Annotated in this window: 19 protein-coding genes; all 19 read right to left on the bottom strand. The window is 46.6% G+C overall.

Annotation, left to right across the window (positions count from 1 at the left end; all coding sequences use genetic code 11):
* Nucleotides 1-4 precede the first annotated feature (4 nt).
* Nucleotides 5-289, bottom strand: a complete 285-nt coding sequence (locus AB1K83_RS01730) for a YggT family protein (RefSeq protein ID WP_413056420.1) — start codon at nt 287-289, stop codon at nt 5-7.
* 27 nt (nt 290-316) lie between these two features.
* Entirely contained in the window at nt 317-769 is a 453-nt protein-coding gene (locus tag AB1K83_RS01735) for a cell division protein SepF (RefSeq protein WP_413056421.1), read from the bottom strand.
* Nucleotides 766-1464: a YggS family pyridoxal phosphate-dependent enzyme gene (locus AB1K83_RS01740; RefSeq protein WP_413056605.1), complete on the bottom strand. Its 699-nt coding sequence runs from the start codon at nt 1462-1464 to the stop codon at nt 766-768. Before AB1K83_RS01740 ends, AB1K83_RS01735 begins: the two co-directional genes overlap by 4 nt.
* A 63-nt stretch (nt 1465-1527) precedes the next feature.
* Entirely contained in the window at nt 1528-1773 is a 246-nt protein-coding gene (locus AB1K83_RS01745; RefSeq protein ID WP_413056422.1) for a PRC-barrel domain-containing protein, read from the bottom strand.
* A 94-nt stretch (nt 1774-1867) separates the two neighbouring features.
* A complete protein-coding gene (gene sigG, locus AB1K83_RS01750) occupies nt 1868-2653 on the bottom strand; it encodes an RNA polymerase sporulation sigma factor SigG (protein ID WP_413056423.1) in 786 nt (261 codons plus the stop codon).
* A 92-nt stretch (nt 2654-2745) separates the two neighbouring features.
* Nucleotides 2746-3456, bottom strand: a complete 711-nt coding sequence (gene sigE / locus AB1K83_RS01755; protein WP_413056424.1) for an RNA polymerase sporulation sigma factor SigE — start codon at nt 3454-3456, stop codon at nt 2746-2748.
* On the bottom strand, nt 3446-4303 hold the full coding sequence (locus AB1K83_RS01760; RefSeq protein ID WP_413056425.1) for a sigma-E processing peptidase SpoIIGA: 858 nt from the start codon (nt 4301-4303) through the stop codon (nt 3446-3448). Before AB1K83_RS01760 ends, sigE begins: the two co-directional genes overlap by 11 nt.
* A 280-nt stretch (nt 4304-4583) precedes the next feature.
* A complete protein-coding gene (ftsZ, locus tag AB1K83_RS01765; protein WP_413056426.1) occupies nt 4584-5744 on the bottom strand; it encodes a cell division protein FtsZ in 1161 nt (386 codons plus the stop codon).
* A gap of 44 nt (nt 5745-5788) precedes the next feature.
* Nucleotides 5789-7075 (bottom strand): cell division protein FtsA, encoded by a 1287-nt coding sequence (gene ftsA / locus AB1K83_RS01770; RefSeq protein WP_413056427.1) that lies wholly within the window; start codon nt 7073-7075, stop codon nt 5789-5791.
* 94 nt (nt 7076-7169) lie between these two features.
* Nucleotides 7170-7541 (bottom strand): small basic family protein, encoded by a 372-nt coding sequence (locus AB1K83_RS01775; protein ID WP_413056428.1) that lies wholly within the window; start codon nt 7539-7541, stop codon nt 7170-7172.
* Nucleotides 7542-7543: 2 nt separating this feature from the next.
* A complete protein-coding gene (locus tag AB1K83_RS01780) occupies nt 7544-8263 on the bottom strand; it encodes a DUF881 domain-containing protein (RefSeq protein ID WP_413056429.1) in 720 nt (239 codons plus the stop codon).
* 40 nt (nt 8264-8303) lie between these two features.
* A complete protein-coding gene (locus tag AB1K83_RS01785) occupies nt 8304-9023 on the bottom strand; it encodes a DUF881 domain-containing protein (protein WP_413056430.1) in 720 nt (239 codons plus the stop codon).
* Complete coding sequence (locus tag AB1K83_RS01790) at nt 9007-9792, bottom strand: cell division protein FtsQ/DivIB (protein WP_413056431.1); 786 nt, start codon at nt 9790-9792, stop codon at nt 9007-9009. The genes AB1K83_RS01785 and AB1K83_RS01790 overlap by 17 nt, the downstream gene beginning before the upstream one ends.
* 13 nt (nt 9793-9805) lie before the next feature.
* Entirely contained in the window at nt 9806-10897 is a 1092-nt protein-coding gene (gene ftsW / locus AB1K83_RS01795) for a putative lipid II flippase FtsW (RefSeq protein ID WP_413056432.1), read from the bottom strand.
* 34 nt (nt 10898-10931) lie between these two features.
* Nucleotides 10932-12281, bottom strand: coding sequence for a UDP-N-acetylmuramoyl-L-alanine--D-glutamate ligase (gene murD / locus AB1K83_RS01800; protein WP_413056433.1), 1350 nt, complete (start codon nt 12279-12281; stop codon nt 10932-10934).
* The gene (mraY, locus tag AB1K83_RS01805) at nt 12282-13253 is read right to left on the bottom strand and encodes a phospho-N-acetylmuramoyl-pentapeptide-transferase (RefSeq protein ID WP_413056434.1); all 972 of its coding nucleotides are present in this window, start codon (nt 13251-13253) and stop codon (nt 12282-12284) included.
* Between the two features lie 69 nt (nt 13254-13322).
* On the bottom strand, nt 13323-15236 hold the full coding sequence (locus AB1K83_RS01810) for a penicillin-binding transpeptidase domain-containing protein (RefSeq protein ID WP_413056606.1): 1914 nt from the start codon (nt 15234-15236) through the stop codon (nt 13323-13325).
* Between the two features lie 57 nt (nt 15237-15293).
* The gene (locus tag AB1K83_RS01815; protein ID WP_413056435.1) at nt 15294-17459 is read right to left on the bottom strand and encodes a penicillin-binding protein; all 2166 of its coding nucleotides are present in this window, start codon (nt 17457-17459) and stop codon (nt 15294-15296) included.
* Nucleotides 17460-17494: 35 nt separating this feature from the next.
* Nucleotides 17495-17866: a cell division protein FtsL gene (gene ftsL / locus AB1K83_RS01820; protein ID WP_413056436.1), complete on the bottom strand. Its 372-nt coding sequence runs from the start codon at nt 17864-17866 to the stop codon at nt 17495-17497.
* Nucleotides 17867-17878 lie beyond the last annotated feature (12 nt).

Below are 17878 nucleotides of genomic sequence, written 5' to 3' on the forward strand. Positions count from 1 at the left end.
ATCCTCACCTGAGTGAGGAGAGAATCAAATTAAATATTTCGCTGATTCCCATAGAAATAAAATTCAAAGAGAAAAGCGCTACGATCGGTGAAATATCGATCATACCAAGCGGCGGAATAAACTTCCGGAAAAAAGCCAAATATGGTTCCGCAATCTTGCCTAGGAATTCACCAAACTTCGTTTCCCTCGATGCTGGCACCCATGACATTAAAATATAAATGATAAGGAGGATCGAGTAGATTCGAATTGCCCCCATGATTGCATCATGTAGTAGAATAATCGCTGCCATTAGTAAACGTACACCTCATTCAAATTTTCATCGTTCAAAATAATCGGAAATGGCACCCGCGACTTCCACATTATCAGGCACGCAAAGGAAAATATCCGTGCCGATCCGCTGGATGTCCCCGCCAAGGGCATAGACTGTGCCGCTTAGGAAATCGACAATCCGAATCCCTTGGTCACGCTCGATCCGTTGGAGATTGACCACAACCGCCCTTTTATTCTTTAAATGCTCGGAAATGTCCTGTGCTTCCGCATAGACCCGTGGTTCGATCAGCACCACTTTGGAAGACTTTTGGATGCTTTGTAAGCTGACGACTGTTGCCGATTGTTGAGTTTCCCCGGTCGGTTGCTTTCTGACAGGCGCCACTCTTCTCGGTTGTTCTTGTGGCGGACGGCGCTCTTCCCGACGGACGGGTTCTTCCACTTCTTCCTCTTCTTCATCATAAAGGTAAAACCATTTCTCAAATTTCTTTTTGATACTCATGTGTCTACCTCGCTTTCTGCTCCGACAAGTGCCGTACCGATCCTGACGTGGGTTGCACCTTCTTCAATAGCGATGATGTAATCATTGGACATACCCATTGATAATTTTGTACATGGGGCATGCTTCCATTGCTGAGCTGCCATTTCATCCCGCAGTTCCCGAAGCGAACGGAACACTTGACGAATGATCTCCTGATCCTCTGTAAAAGGAGCCATGGTCATTAAGCCGACAATCCGGATTTTATCATAGGCCGCCGCTTCTTCAATGAACTGCTGGAGCTCTGATGGCGATATGCCAGATTTGGAAGCTTCCCCCGACACATTGACTTGCACGAAGCAATCGATTGTTTTAGTCGCGCGCTTTTGAATTTCCTTGATGATGCTTAGACGGTCCACCGAATGTAAATAATCAATCCGATCAATAATATCTTTCACTTTCCTGCTTTGGACATTTCCGATGAAATGCCAGATTGCTCCATTTGTTATATCTTCTTGTTTTTCCAGCAATCCCTCGGACCGGTTTTCTCCTAGATTGTGAATATCCGCAGCTAATACCTCGGAAGCCCTTGTAGCTGAGACTTGTTTTGTCACTGCAACAATTGTCACCTCAGAACGGTCCCGCCCTGTACGATCACATGCTTCTTGTATTTTATTTTCAATATGTTGAATTCTCTGTTGAACGTTACCCACTGTCATCACTACTTTTCATCTTTCTTTCTTATTATTGTAACAAGGGAACCTAGACATATCAATGATAAGTCATTTTTCCGTGCCTTTTCGGCCGACGAGGATAATGTCTTTTCCAATTGTGGCAATGTCCTCAAGCGGTACTTTTTTCACTTCCTTGTCCCGTGTATCGAAAAAAACGCTGCGCTCTCCCCCTCCGACATGCAAAGATTTTACCTTGCCATTCGCGGTATCGATCGTAGCATCTTGAATATAACCAAGGAAAGCGCCTTTTTCCACATCAATCACTTCTTTTTTTTGGATATCTGTAAATCTCATAAAATCCCCCCTTTATTGAATATATGCAACAAACAGAAAAAAACGATTACAAATAAAAGCCGCCCCCAACGTATTTCGGGGACAGCCTTCTCCATCAAGTCTTTTGTTCAATTCCATTTCGAATGATCTTTACTGCATTTTTCTCCAGTCTTGATATTTGCGCTTGAGAAATACCAAGTTCTTTGGCGATTTCGGTTTGTGTCTGACCTAAATAAAACCGTTTTGAAAGGATTTTTTGTTGCCTTTCATCCAAGGTCATTACAGTTTCTTTTACTGACACATAGGTCAGCCATCTGTCCTCGGAGACGGTTTTATCTTGAAGCTGGTCCATCATGAATACCGGATCGCCGCCATCACCGTTCATCGGTTCATGGAGAGACATTGGATCCTGGATAGCGTCGAGCGCAAACAGGATATCATCTTCCGGAATTCCCGTCGCTTCCGCGAGGTCCGATATTTTCGGCTCTCTCTGATGATCATTGATAAATTGTTCTTTTGCCCGGATCGCTTTATAGGCGATATCCCGGAGCGACCTGGATACCCTGACCGCATGGTGATCCCTTAAATGTCGTTTAATTTCACCGATAATCATCGGGACTGCATAAGTTGAAAACCGGACATTATGTTTGAGATCGAAATTATCAATTGATTTTAACAGACCAATGCACCCGACTTGAAATAGGTCGTCCGCTTGTTCCCCTCTGTAGGCAAATCGTTGAACCAAACTAAGAACAAGTCGTAAGTTCCCGATCACTAGCTCTTCTCTGGCCGCTTGATCTCCATTTTGCATTCGAATGAATGTTTCTCGCATGACTTCGTTCGTGAGTAATGGCAATTCAGATGTATCGATTCCGCATATCTCTACTCTTGTACGTACCATTTTCTCTGCCTCCGCATTCTGTGATGACTGTAGAATGTAGTGTATCCGCAGCCGTTCAGAATATGCGGAGAGTGTTCCGCCAATTTCAACCATCAAGCGATCGGATGGTTCAAACGATCACGTAAGTCGGAGATTATTTTCTTTTCAAGTCGGGAAATATAAGACTGGGAAATCCCAAGGAGTTCTGCCACTTCTTTTTGCGTCATTTCGATTTGACCAGTCAAACCGAAGCGGCACTCCATAATGTAGCGCTCTCGTTCATCCAGCGTGCTGATCGCTTCAATCATATGTTGTCTTTCAATTTTCTTTTCAACATCATCAATAATAATATGTTCATCCGTTCCAAGAATATCCGACAATAATAATTCATTGCCATCTGCGTCCGAATTTAGCGGTTCATCAAAAGAAATTTCGGAGCGTGTCCGATTTGTTTTGCGCAAATGCATAAGAATTTCATTTTCAATGCAGCGCGAGGCGTATGTTGCCAATTTAATGTTCTTATCCACTTTAAATGTTTCAATCGCCTTAATAAGTCCGATGGTGCCGATACTAATCAAATCTTCAATATGAGTGTTCGTATTATCGAATCTGCGTGCAATGTAGACGACGAGCCGCAAGTTTTTTTCGATCAGTGTATCCCGTGCATTCATGTCCCCCTCCATGAATGCGCGGAGCGTGACGGCTTCTTCTTCCCGGGTCAGCGGCTTTGGAAGAGATTCATGTCCTCCGATATAGTAGGTCCCTTGTTTTCTCTTAAGTAAGCCGAACATTTTGGATAGCCAGAATTTCAGTTTAGACAGCATGACTTGTTCTCCTTTCCCGGTTAATGGATTCCATTGCAGATCTGTGTAGGATGGCCTCTGCTCCTTCAGGATAACGGCGGTCATTCTGAGTCAATACGATATAGCCCGGTTGGAGTACTTCACCACTATCAAGCATCCATTGGTCATATTTAAACCCTAGCGCCCACGATTGCCCCTGCACCGTCATCAGTCGAATTAATCGGACTGTCCTCCGATAAGGGTCAGGAAATGCTGCCAACGATTTGGTCTGGGAAGGGTCCCATTCAAGCAACGGCTTGCGTAACGGCTCTGGAACGTGTGCCTCAACTGCTTGGAACGAAACAAAATGGACGGCAGTGCCTGACAACGGTTCCATACACGCATTCCCTGAATCCACAAAAACTTCCACCTCCATTTCCGCATCCCAAATTCGAAGCGTGGAGGAAGCGCGCATTGTGGAGAGCTGACTGGCTGTCCGAACATCAAGCCATTTTTTCTTCATATAGGCGAGAGACACATAAGCCGCACTGGCATAAATGAGGACCAACATGGTTTCATTCATTGTCCCCAATCGAATTGGAATCGCCGTCAACGCTCCTCCTGCAAACAAGCCGCCAATCAAGGCCACGACAGCCGACTTTTTCCACTTCTCCGCTGCAGCGCCGAACGCGCATATGATCATACTGAAGAAAGAAAGAATGATGACGAGTACGGATGAAGGAAAAACGACGACTGGGAAAGCTCCTGCAAAGGAAGCTAGAATGAGGCGTCTGCGACTTGCCTGGATGTGGGGCCCCGCCTTATTGGCAAATGACAGAATGATATAGTTGAAGAGCATATTAATGCCGACGATGACTTCTCCGTACATAGACCGCCCGCCCTCCTTGTTGTTAACGATAGCATTTCCAGCTTGAAATGTTTGTCGGATTAGGGATAGGTCCGTGAGAAATATTCGACATACTCTGCGGGAAATAAAATCCGGGCGAGCGATAATAACTCCGGACAACCGATCATATTTCCACGCAACCGATCATAACTACAGACAACCGCTCAGACCCCTGCTGATGACTGGGAAGGAACGCCAAAAAAAAAACAAAAAACTATCCAACAGGTGGACAATCTACCTGTTGGATAGTCGAATCGTTCTCTTATCTGCCGCGTTGGCGGTTGCGCAGGAATGTTGGAATATCCAATGCTTCTTCTTGCTGATGTGTTTGTTGTTGGCGCACCGGCTCCTGGTAAGAAGGCGCTTCTTCCCGGCGATCCCGAATGGATGGTTGTTGTGCCGGTTCTTGTTCACGGACACGGCTTGTGCCAAAACCTGAACTTCTGGCCGGTCTCGCTTGATTCAGTTGTTCTTCGGTGAATCCAGTCGCAATGACAGTTACGACGATTTCATCCTTTAAATTATCATTGATGACGGAACCGAAGATCATATTGACGTCTTCATCCGAAGCGGAAGCGACGATATCAGCAGCCTCCTGCACTTCGAAAAGACTTAAGTTGGAGCCGCCGGTGATATTCATCAGGACCCCTTTCGCCCCATCGATGGATGTTTCCAACAGAGGACTGGAAATCGCTTTTTTAGCTGCTTCCGCTGCACGGTTTTCACCTGTGGATAACCCGATTCCCATGAGTGCCGATCCTTTGTTTGACATGATCGTCTTGACATCGGCAAAGTCGAGGTTTATCAAACCAGGGACTGCAATCAAGTCTGAAATACCTTGAACCCCTTGTCGAAGTACATTATCCGCTTCACGGAACGCTTCGAGCATCGGCGTGTTTTTATCTACAATCTCTAGCAATTTATCATTTGGAATAACAATCAATGTATCGACAGATTCTTTCATTGCCGCAATCCCACCGATTGCCTGAGTAGAGCGTTTGCGTCCTTCAAACGTGAACGGTCTCGTCACAACACCGACTGTCAAGGCGCCGAGGTCTTTTGCAATTTGTGCAATGACCGGAGCAGCTCCTGTCCCGGTGCCGCCTCCCATTCCGGCGGTAACGAAAACCATATCTGCGCCTCGCAGCGCTTCCTCAATCTGTTCTTTGCTTTCCTCAGCAGCTTTCTTGCCGACCTCAGGATTGGCTCCTGCTCCCAAACCTCGCGTCAATTTTGCTCCAATCTGCAACTTCACTTCCGCAGTTGAGAGATTTAGCGCTTGAGCATCTGTATTTACCGCGATAAATTCCACACCTTGCACTCCGTGCTCAATCATTCGATTGACCGCATTATTTCCCCCACCGCCGACACCGATTACTTTAATCACTGCTAGTGCATCGACATTCGTATCAAATTCCAGCATGGTTTCTCCTCCTGACCTATCTCTACTGAAGTCTCAATTTCCAATCACTCAAAGAAGTTATCGAATATTTTTCTGGCTCTCGTCATGAGCCCAGGCTTATTTTCTTTATTTCGTTCGGTTGCCTTTTTCTTCATGCCGGAGGACGGAACGGTTTCCTCTGCAGCCATGGTGGCCGTCGGCGAATCCTGTACATGCCCAAAATACATATCCTGCATATGTGCATACCGGATCAAACCTACAGCGGTGGAATACATCGGTTCTCTGACACCGATATATTCCGGCGTATGAACACGCACTCTCGTTTTCAATACATGTCTTGCTAGTTGAAGAATCCCATCTAACTTAGTGATTCCGCCAGTCAATACAACACCGCCAGGCAAATCACGTACACCCATCCGATACAATTCTTCCAAAATCAATTCAAAAAGCTCTTCCAATCGGACGCCAATTATTTCCGATATGTATCGTTGGCTATATTGATCCTTTGAATCTGCTCCGATGACGGGAACTTCGAACAGTTCATCATCCGATGCGTCGTCGTAAAAGGCATGTCCGTATTGATGTTTAATCTTCCTTGCCTGTTCGGTCGGCGTTTTTAGAACTATCGATAAATCCTTTGTAATATGGTCCCCGCCGACTGGCAGGACTGCTGTAGCCTTCAGGCGATCTTCATCAAACAAGCCGATGGTCGTCGATCCGCCACCGATATCGATATATGCCGTTCCGTGATTCTTTTCGTCATCCGTCAGGGCGAATGTGCCAGCTGCAAGCGGCTGAAGATAGATCTCCCGTATTACAAGTCCGGCGCGTTCTACACAACGCAATATATTATGCACGAGCGTTTTCGAAGTAGTAATGAGTGTGCCATCCATTTCGAGCCGTACCCCGATCATGCCTCTCGGATCCTTAATCTCGTCGTAATCATCCACAATGAATTGTTTTGGAATGATGTTGACAATTTCCCGTTCAGGAGGAACCGACATCACTTGTGCCGATTTCATGACTCGATCCAAATCATCATCTGTAATTTCCCGGTTCTCCGAGTTGACGGCCACGACGCCTTTCACATCTTGTAAGAGCACTCCATTGGCGGGAATCCCTACGATCACTTCCCGAATCTGCATTCCTATCATTCTCTCCGCTTGGTCGATCGCTTTGCGGATAGATTGGACAGTCGCGTCGATATCGACGATTGTCCCTTTGCGAATTCCTGCTGATTGGACATTCCCAACCCCTATTACATGCAGGGATTCGCCATCCACTTCACCGATCAACACTTTGACCGATGAAGAACCTATATCAAGTGAAACATATAATTGTGATTGGCTCAATGCATGGCACCTCCGATAGCGACTCTTACATCCCATTCTATTGTATTCGAGACGTATTGTCTAAATATTTTCGACATCTGTATTCTAAATCCTTTCATTCCGAACCTTTAACATTTGAAACTTTGCTTCTTTCCTCCCATTTGACTAAGAGAATCCTTCTAATGACCGCAATATTTTGGAATAAACGAACCCCGAAAGCGAAGACAGCGGCCAAATAGAGATCCACGCCAAGGTGGACACCGAGAAAGGCCAAGCCGGCAGCGAGCGCAATGTTGAAGAAGAATCCTGACACAAACACTTTGTCATCATAGACCCCCTGCAAATGTGCCCGGATTCCGCCGAACAAGGTGTCCAAGGCCGCCAATACGGCGATGGATAAGTAATTGCCGTAAATTTGCGGTATTTGAATATCTGATAATAGACCGAGCGTGATCCCGATGATCAGCCCGAGCAATGGCAGCCACATGGTCATTCCCCTTTCGGCAGTTCTTTCAAGAACCGATTTTCAAATTCCTCCGCTCCGCTCCGAATCCGGATCGAAGTGGTTGGTTGTCCGATATCCATTATAAGATTATCGAGATAAAAATCATCATGGATCGACGAAGCTAATAAATAATTGTATAATTTTTCGCTATCCGCCAATGAAGGGGAGATGATTTTTATGGAAAAAGGGGGTGTGGAAACATTTAACCCGTTGACCGTTGTAACACCATTGATGTCCCGGATGGAACTTAACAGTGTGAACCGCTTACCGTCAATTTCCAGCGCTACCCATTTGAACCGGTTAATTTCATTGACGAACCGGGTAAGTAAATCGGGGGATATGCCACTGATTGGGATACCGTAAGCGATGCTTTCCGGAGAAGGTTTGACTTCAATCAAAATGCCCGGACCTTCAATGTCCGTCATGCCCGCCTGCCGGTACAGCTTGTCCACTGTGTCCATGAGCGCCTTGCCCGTGTCATCCTCCCCAAGCAATTTGTACGTGACGATTGTCTTGTCCAAATCCCGGATTTCAGACAATAGTTCTGAGTGTAGCTTTTGCTCGGCCGCCAATTCATTACGTATAGCCCAAAGATCTCGCGTATCCCGCTCTTCCGGATGTTTCATCGTATTGTATTGGACGGCTGTCATGAACCCGACAATCAGGAGAATTAATACAAATTGCCATTGTATTCTTTTTTTCATCCACCCACCCTTTCCATACATCCATTACGCCAGCATCCGGTTAACTTTCATTTCGAACTGCCGCCAAGCGGATCTCCTTGGACTGTTCCGTTGTGACAACGATATTATCTCGGACCAAGCTATCGATCACACCACCTTTTAAGTGCAGTGCAGCGGACAGAACCTCCATATCACCGATTGCTTCGATGACGAAGGGTGCCGGAAAAGTCCGTCCGTCAACGGTGATGACCGGGCCTGTACATTTAATGTACGAATTGGATGTGATCCGCTGCCCATTGATGGACAAGCCTTGTGCTCCAGCGATTTTCAACTCATTGACGACGCGCAGGACATGGCTCTCATGGACGATGTAATCATTCGGATTTTGCTCTACCGGATCATAATCGCCGTCTTTTAATGTGATCCGGACGCCGTTTCCTGTTGTAGGTATGACGCCCAGGAGGAGACGAAGATGTTTCGCTTCCTCGACTAGATCAGCATGATTTTCCTTCCCTTTGGAAAATGTTTGTTCATATTGCCGGATTTCTTCCTGTTTTGCCGTGATTTCATCAAACAGCTCCTTATTCCTCTCCTGCTGATTGATAAGATTTGCGCGATATTGCTCTTCCTGTATGAATTCAGCTGAGTAGACCGCTTCTTCCTCTTTATTGATTCCGAGCGTCCGATAAGAGAAGGCTAGGATGAAACCGAGAACTAGGAATACGACCGAAAACAAAATATGTCTTCCTTTTTTCTTGTAGTCCTCATTCATTCTCTTCATCAACGGTATCACCTTCCTCTTTCAATCCATACATTTCACTGAAAGGGGTAAAGTATGTCCCAACTTCCATATCAATGACGCCTTTTTCATGACCCTGCAATTGCGCCGTCACTTGTGGATAATATTTCATTTTATCGGCGAATGAAGAAATAACTGCCCGGACCTCATACCCATCATTCATATATACTTGTAAACGATCAGGGTCTTCTTCCGTCCCTTCATAGATGATTTCAGATATGGCATCATAGACATCCGAATCCATCTGGAGCAGTTGATCGGTCATTTCTTCCCGAATTGCAGCGTCATCAAAATTATTGAGGATGGGCGCCTCTTTTTCCATTTTAACTCCGTCTTTGAACAAGTCCCCATTCTCTAAAAGCAGCTCGTACTGGTTTCCATCATACAAATAGGCAACCGTTTTCCATTCGGTTACGGTGATTTCTATATCGCGCAACCATTTTCGCGACACTTCGGCCTTTTGGACACCATCCAGCCCCGAGACGGCTTTCTCAACTTCCTCCAAATTGAACCCCCAGATCGGATCCCCTTCCTGAAGACCGCTTTGCCTTATGTAATCTTCCGAATCATGCAGTTGCGCCCCTACCACCTGGATCCGGTCCACTTTACTGTAGGATGATTGAAAATAAAGGATGGCAAGAAGGGCGAGAACGAATATAGCCAAAATGGAGAGGAATTTCTTATTTGTTCTTCTGCGCCTCTTCTTTCGCATGGAAGGGATCCGCTCTTCTATATCAATGACTTTATCCATTCTGTTCCCCCTTTCATCCGTAATTTTTCACTTTCGCAAAATGAAGTATGGTACCTGCAGCCATCCAAGTCGTCATTAAGGAGGAACCCCCATAACTTATAAAAGGCAATGTCACTCCGGTGACCGGCAGAAGCCCGGTGACGACTCCGACATTCAAGAAAGTTTGAAAGATGATCATAGTTACCATTCCAGCAACAATTAGAAATTCAGTACGGCCAACCGTCCGGATCGCAATGCCGAACCCCGCCAATAGCAGGACAGCAAATAGGAAAAGGACGAAGGTTGCCCCGATAAAACCAGTTTCTTCCGCAATAATCGAGAAGATGAAGTCATTTTGTGGTTCGGGCAAATACAGATACTTTTGGCGACTGTTTCCGTATCCATGCCCGAATAACCCACCCGGCGCTATCGCAAATAAGGATTGAATCCCTTGAAACCCTGTGCCAAGGGGATCGCTCCAAGGATCGATATATGATTTGATCCGATCGATCCGGTAAGGAGCAGTGGCGATCAAAGCAACAAACGCACCGATGCCCGTCATCCCGAGAATGGCAAAAAAGGACAATGGATAGCCCGCTATGAAAAGAATGACAAATGCGGATACGATCATAATGACAGCTGAGCCAAGATCGGGCTGCATCATAATTAAGGTTGCAGGAAGAAGGATTAATCCGAAATGGCTTAGCTGGATCTTTTGTTTTCCGCCGCTTTTCCGAATGCCGCTAGCAAGCTTTCCCACGAGGGCCACCTTGACGAATTCGGCAGGCTGCAGACTGAACGGTCCAAGTGCTATCCAGCTCTGCGATCCATTTCGGACAGCCCCGATGCCAGGAACGAGAACGAGTGCCAATAAAATAATCGTGCCATAGTAGAATACGGTCCATGCACGTGTATTTGACGTCCAAGGGCTTTTCATGATAACGAATGCGATGACAATTGAAACTGCCATATAAATTCCTTGCTTGACGATGAATGGCGAAGAATCTGCATATCTTATCATTCCCCAATAGGAACCGGCAGAATGTACGAAGGCCAATCCGATTAGAGATAGGGCCATAGCTGAAACGATAAAAGCCGTTGATAACTTCCTGTCCAGTGAACGCATCCTTCCGATAATTACTAGCAAATATCACAGTCTGTTACAAATGCATGACAGCCTCTATGAAATGGTCGCCCCGTGTTTCAAAGCTTGGGTACTGATCCCAACTGGCACACGCAGGCGAAAGTAAGATCGTATCTCCTTCTGAAGACAATGAAAACGCCTTGTGGACCGCATCCTCCATGCTTTCCGAGATCAGGATGTCATGAACGCCGCAGGAAGCCGCAAATTCTGCAAACCTCTCAGCTGTTTGCCCCAAGCAGACAACCGCCTTGATGTTCGACATGTAGGGCCGAAGCTCTTCGAATGAATGACCGCGATCCAAGCCGCCCGCAAGAAGTACGATAGGCCCTTTAAAGGCTGTTAATGCGCTTTTCGTTGCTAGCGTGTTGGTAGCTTTGGAATCGTTGTAAAATTTCCGGCTTTTCCATTCTTTGACGAACTGCATTCTATGCCTGACACCGGTGAAGGAACTGAGTACATTCTCGATAGCAATTTTATCACAGCCAGATAAAATTGCAGCTGCTGTAGCGGAGAGAATGTTTTCCAAGTTATGTTGACCCGGCAGCATGATGATTGAACGGGAGACATAAGGCTCCCCATTCCAATAAATATTGTCGTCATCCGCCGAAATTCCGAAGTCCGTTCTTCCCTTCAAGGAAAAAGGAATTTTCGTCGCGGCTGTGGAAGCAGCAAATTTCCCGATTTCCGGTTGATCGGCGTTGTAAATGAAATAATCGCTTTCCAATTGATTTTTCGTAATGGCGAACTTTGCATCCGCATACGCATCGAATGAGCCGTGATAATCCAAATGGGAGTCATACAAATTGATCCATATCGAGATTTTCGGTCGGAAACACTCTGTCCCCATTAATTGGAATGAAGAAGCTTCCAAGACAATGATGTTATCTTCCTTCGCTTTTTCAGCGACCGAACAGGAGACCGTTCCGATATTCCCCGCAATTAACGGTTTTTTCTTTCCAATATTGAGCATGTGGAATAATAGTGTCGTCGTTGTCGTTTTCCCATTTGACCCGGTGATGGAAATAATCGGAGCCTCACTAATTCGATATGTAAGTTCTATCTCGGTCCATACAGGGATTCCACGCTGGAGTGCGTCTTGAACGACCGGATTCTGGTATGGGATACCGGGGTTCTTGACAACCAGACCGAAGCCTTTATCTAAAATTCCGGGCGGATGTCCGCCGCACAGGACGGAGATACCGGCTTCGCGTAGCAATTCCGCTTCTACATTGCCTTCCTCAGGCGATGCGTCATTCACCGTCACAACCGCGCCAAGCGAATGCAGCAAGTTGGCTGCGGCTACGCCACTTTTAGCGAGACCGAGAACGAGGACATTCAATCCCTTGAAGGATTCCTGATTCTTCATTTACATCACCTCCAACATGACAGGTACGATCGCAGCCAGAAAGGCGACGCCCCAAAATACGAGGACGACTTTCCATTCCGACCAGCCGGATAATTCAAAGTGGTGGTGGATCGGACTCATCTTGAATACCCGTTTGCCTGTTGTTTTAAAACTAATCACTTGAATGATGACCGACAATGTTTCAACGACGTAGACAATACCAATGACGAGGAGCAGGAACTCCTGTTTAATGAGCACCGAAATCATCGCTAATGCTCCCCCGAGGGCCAATGAACCCGTATCCCCCATGAACACTTTTGCCGGTTTGACATTGAATAATAGAAAACCGAGCATCGCGCCCGTCACAACGAAAGCGAACATCGCGATATCCAGCTGACCGAACAACAACGCATGAACTCCGAAAGCTCCAAATGCGATGGAAGATGTTCCGGCAACGAGTCCATCCAAACCATCCGATAAATTGACGGCGTTGGAAAAGCCGACAAGCCAAAACAATAGGAACGCTACATAAAATACGCCCAACTCAATTGTAAAGTCCGTGAATGGCAATTTGACAGTCGTGTCAAACGGTCCAAGCTTTAATAAGAAAAACGCCAAAATGGCAACAATGATTTGGCCAGCCAGCTTTTGAAGTGATGTCAATCCCAAGTTTCTCTTCAGTACGACGATGATGAAATCATCCAGAAAGCCGATGATCCCAAAACCTACAAAGACGATCAAGAGAACAATGGTCTGCGTCGTCATCACATCGTATAGCGATGATAAGACCAGTGTAGATATAATGATCGAGCCGATGAAGATCAGGCCACCCATCGTTGGGGTTCCGGCTTTTTTCTGATGGGATTCCGGCCCTTCCTCCCGGATGCTCTGTCCGAATTTCATCCTTCGTAAAATCGGAAGTATGAAAACTCCAAGTATTGCCGAAGCAATAAATGCTGCCGAGATGGCAGTCAAAGTCGTGGCGAGTGTCATGTTCTTTTCTCCTTCTATCTACTGGCACGGCAAGGATTTCCTGTCGTGCCAGACTTTGCAATTCATCATTCATTCTGTGTAGACGTGAATGACATCCTCTATCGTAATCAACGTATCAGGAGCAGGCAACTGATATTTTACCTGTTCTCCGGAACCATGCCATTGGATGCGATACGTATGCAGCTGACTCATGATTTTTCCTTTTGTCATACCGGTCAAATCAGGTGCCCTATGGGTGAGAGCATCCCCCCACCTATATTCTTTCTCGATTTGACCCTCTCTTTTGGAAATGCCAGCCAATGGAGCAATCTCTTCGATAATCCGGCCGACGATTGGAGCAGCGATGACACCGCCAAACTGGACGGAATTTTTCGGGCTATCCACGGCCGTGTAGACGAGCAGCTCCGGATCATCCGCCGGGGCGAAGCCGATGAACGAGACAATATAGTCACCGTCCTTGTAGCGACCATCTTGGACTTTCTGGGCAGTCCCCGTCTTTCCGCCCACGCGTAGACCGTCAGTGAACGCATTGCGGCCTGAACCATTTGCGACAACCGACTCAAGCGCTTCTCTCACTTGCTTCGAGGTTTCATCTCCAATAACACGCCGCCGCATATCCGGTTCAAATGATTGTAGTGTATTTCCTTTAGAATCCGTAATTTCTTTCACAATATACGGACGGTATAAATATCCCCCATTGATCGCCGCGGCCACTGCTTGAACTTGCTGGATCGGCGTCACAGAAATCCCTTGGCCGAATGATGTCGTCGCTTGCTCAACAGGTCCGAATGCTTCTTGAGAGAACAAAATACCATTTGCTTCTCCTGCAATCCCAGACCCCGTTGACTCGCCAAACCCGAAAGCCCGGATATATTTGGAAAGTTTTTCACTTCCAAGCCGCTGGCCGATTTCAATAAAGCCCGGGTTACACGAATTCTCGACGACCTCTAAAAATGTTTGATCTTTATGACCTTCCCGTTTCCAACAACGCAGTCTGGCATTTGCAACCATCGTATAGCCAGGATCGTAAAAATGCTCCTGGTGGAGATTGATCAAATTCTCTTCCAGCCCTGCCGCCAAGGTCACAATTTTAAATGTGGACCCGGGTTCAAATGTCATCCAAACGGGCAAATTCCGGTTGTAGATACTTGGATCCACCTTCTGATAATCTGCTGGATGAAAGGTTGGAGCGGAAGCAAGAGCTAAAATTTCACCTGTTTTCGGGTTCATGACAATGGACAGCGCCTGTTCGGCATCATATTTCTCCATCGCTTGTGACAGTTCACGCTCAACAATTTTTTGCATCCGGATATCGATTGTCAATTCGACGGAAGCCCCTTGTTTGCCCGTCTTGAATCCGTCATCCACATGAGGGAGGGGCACCCCTTTTGCATCCGTGAACAATCGGATCTTATCGCCGGTGCCCCGCAGGAATTCATCATAGGCATATTCGATTCCGGCCAGGCCGTCGCCGTCATAGCCGGTGAATCCAATCAGTCTGGACAGCAATTCACCATTCGGATAATGCCTTACAAAATCGACCCCTGTATAAAGGCCATCCAATTGGAGCTTTGCAACTTCCTCAGCTTGTTCTTGTGTTATATTCTTTCCTTCAGGTGCCAACTTGACCATATACGCCTTTTCGGACATTTTCTCTTCGAGCTTCTCTGGATCGGCCTCCAGGATGGCAGCGAGCGTACGGGACGTACTTTCAATGTCATCATTTTGGGATGGCATGAAATATAATGTGGGCGCTAACTGATTACCGACAACCAGATTGCCATTGCGATCGACAATCTCTCCCCGGATCCCGCCAAAAGGAATTTCACGATCCCAGTTCGCTTCTGCGCGTTCTTTTAATATTTCATGCTTTAAGATTTGGCTATAAAATAGCTTCCCTACCACACTCAAAAGTAGAATGAGAAAGAATACGAACACAGCACGCAATCTTTTTTTAGATTGTAAATCGATTATGGAACGCAGCGCATACACGCCTCCTGTTTTTCTACCAAGGTATGAACAGGAAGGAAAGGCTATTCGTTAACCTCCTATAATAGTTTCCTCGTCGGCTTGCTTTTCTTCCGGCTTGTATTGCTCAGAAGGTGGCTGCAACTGAATCACAAGTGGATCGTCAGGGCCAACAACCGTCCCTTCGGATAAGCTTTGCTCCATGACATAGCCATCCCCATTCATACGAATATCGAGGCCGGATAACAGTGTGTAGGATAACACCATTTTTTTGGACCATCCCGTGAAGTCCGGCAATGTCGTAGTTCCATCCGTTTTCAGCAACACAATAGAGTTTTTGCCTAGCCCTGTGCTCCCTTGCGGATATTGCCCCTTGACAATGCCGCCCTCACCGATGACGACAGGGACAAACCCTTCAGCTTGGAGCTTCTCGACGGCATTAGCCGATTCTTTTCCAATGAACGCCGGGAGTGGTGTCGGTTCAACTGTCTTTTCCCCGTCTGGCACAATGTTCAAATACTTCAAACTGCTTTCCATGACCGAGTTGAACACTTCCGATACCGGCTTGGATCCATATTCTCCTTCTCCCAATCTAGGTTGTTGAACATATACATACGTCAGCAATTGAGGGTCTTCGATCGGCGCCATACCAAGGAAGGAATATAAATAATTGCCATTCCCCGATAAATAACGTCCGCCTGAAGAAATCTCCGCAGTTCCCGTCTTCCCCCCCACCGAGTACTCTTGAAGCGCAAAAGGTCTGCCCGTACCGATGTCGGAAGTGACAGTGGAAGCGAGAATGTCTCTAACTTGTTTTGCCGTGTGAGCGGAAATAGGAGCCCCATTCTGTTTCGGTTTGCGGCTTTGAATGACTTTCCCCGTATTCGGGTCCGTAATGGAGCGGATCACATACGGTTTCATCATGATACCGTTATTGGCAATCGCGGTGGCAGCTTGGATCATTTGTATCGGAGTGACAGTCGAACCTTGCCCATAGGAGGTTGTCAACCGCTCACTTGGATAGTGATCCAGGATGATGCCCGATGCCTCATTCGGCAAATCAATGCCGACTTTCTTTCCAAAGCCGAATAAATGCATATATTCAATGAACTTTTTATCGCCAATTCGTTCAAGCAAATAGGCCATGGAGACATTCGAGGAACGTTGGAACCCTTCTAAGAAAGTGATCGTTCCCCATCCTTGACGGACGACGTCGCGAATTGTACGATCATATACCGTATATTGCCCCGATTTGAAATATGCCCCTGGATCCCACTTCTTGTCCTCGATGGCCGCAGCCAATGTGAACATTTTCATGGTCGAACCTGGCTCGATCGTTTGTTCCACAGCCTCATTCAACCAATTCTCCGTCAAGCCTTCCCGTGTGCCGGGATGAAAGGATGGCCGCTGACTCATCGCTAGGATTTCACCCGTTTTGGGATTGGCCACAATGACCATCATCTTTTTGGGCGAGTATTCTTTTTCGACCCGGTTCAACGCATCCTCCACGAAGTTTTGGATCGTCTTGTCAAGGGTCAATTGGATTTCGTAGCCGTCTTGTGCAGGTGTAATCACTTTTTCCGACTTCGGTAAGATAAATCCCCAGCGGTCCGATTCGAAATTCACTTTCCCATCTGTTCCGTTCAATTCATCATTGAACGTTTTCTCCAAGCCCATTTTTCCTACTGTCAATAAATTGTCATCTTTATCTTTCTCACGCGTTGCAAAACCGACTAAATAGGAGGCGAATACGCCATTGGGATAAAACCTTTTTTTATCTTCCACAAACAGAATTCCGGGCAGCTTTGCCTCCCTGATGGCCAAGACGGTCTCATGGCTAATATCACGTCCGGCCTTACCGAATTCAACTTGATATACATCCTCATTCGCCGCTTTGGCATCCATCATGATGGATAAAATTTTATCCTTTTCAAGCGGAATATGTTCCGCTAGGACTTCTGCCGTCTTTTCATAATCGACCACATGCCGGGTCGTCTTGGAATCCTTGCTTGCCTTTTCACTCAACACCGCAATCAGCTTGTAGCTCAATGTATCAGAAGCGATCAACTCGCCATTGCGGTCCACGATCTTGCCCCGATCCGCCTTCAGCACGGATTCCCTGGCATACTTCGCCTCGGCCAAGGTAGCCATGACACGACCTTCCGCCTGTCCAGTAATCTGAATGAAAAGTATTCTTCCGAACAAAAGGAAAAAGAGCCCTCCGTAAACTACAAACATCAGAAAGGCTCCCCATTGGAATCGAAACTTCTTTTTCATCGTCCAGGCACGACCTTTACGTTGTTCTCGTTCAGATCCAAGCCGAGTTCCTTCGCTTTTTCCCATATGCGGTCATATGTGGACTTTTCTTTTACTTGGATGGACAATTCCATATTCTTTTTAGTAGTTTCCTCAATTTCTTTATTGAGCATCTGTACCTCTTGATTTGCGTCATTGATCTGGGCCTGTGTATGTAAAATCGTGGTTGCACAAAGTACAAGCAGGGAGGCTACCAGCACGAATAAGAATTTTTCCCCGACAGAAAAGATACGGCGGGAAGGCCGTGGTTTCGGCAAGGTTTTCGGTACTTCCGGTGTTTCAAGTTCACGTACATACGTAGTCTGAAATTTTCTCTGTTCTAGTGCCATTCACCCATTTCC

Origin of the sequence: Sporosarcina sp. 179-K 3D1 HS (assembly GCF_047228905.1) — a bacterium.
Lineage (GTDB): Bacteria > Bacillota > Bacilli > Bacillales_A > Planococcaceae > Sporosarcina.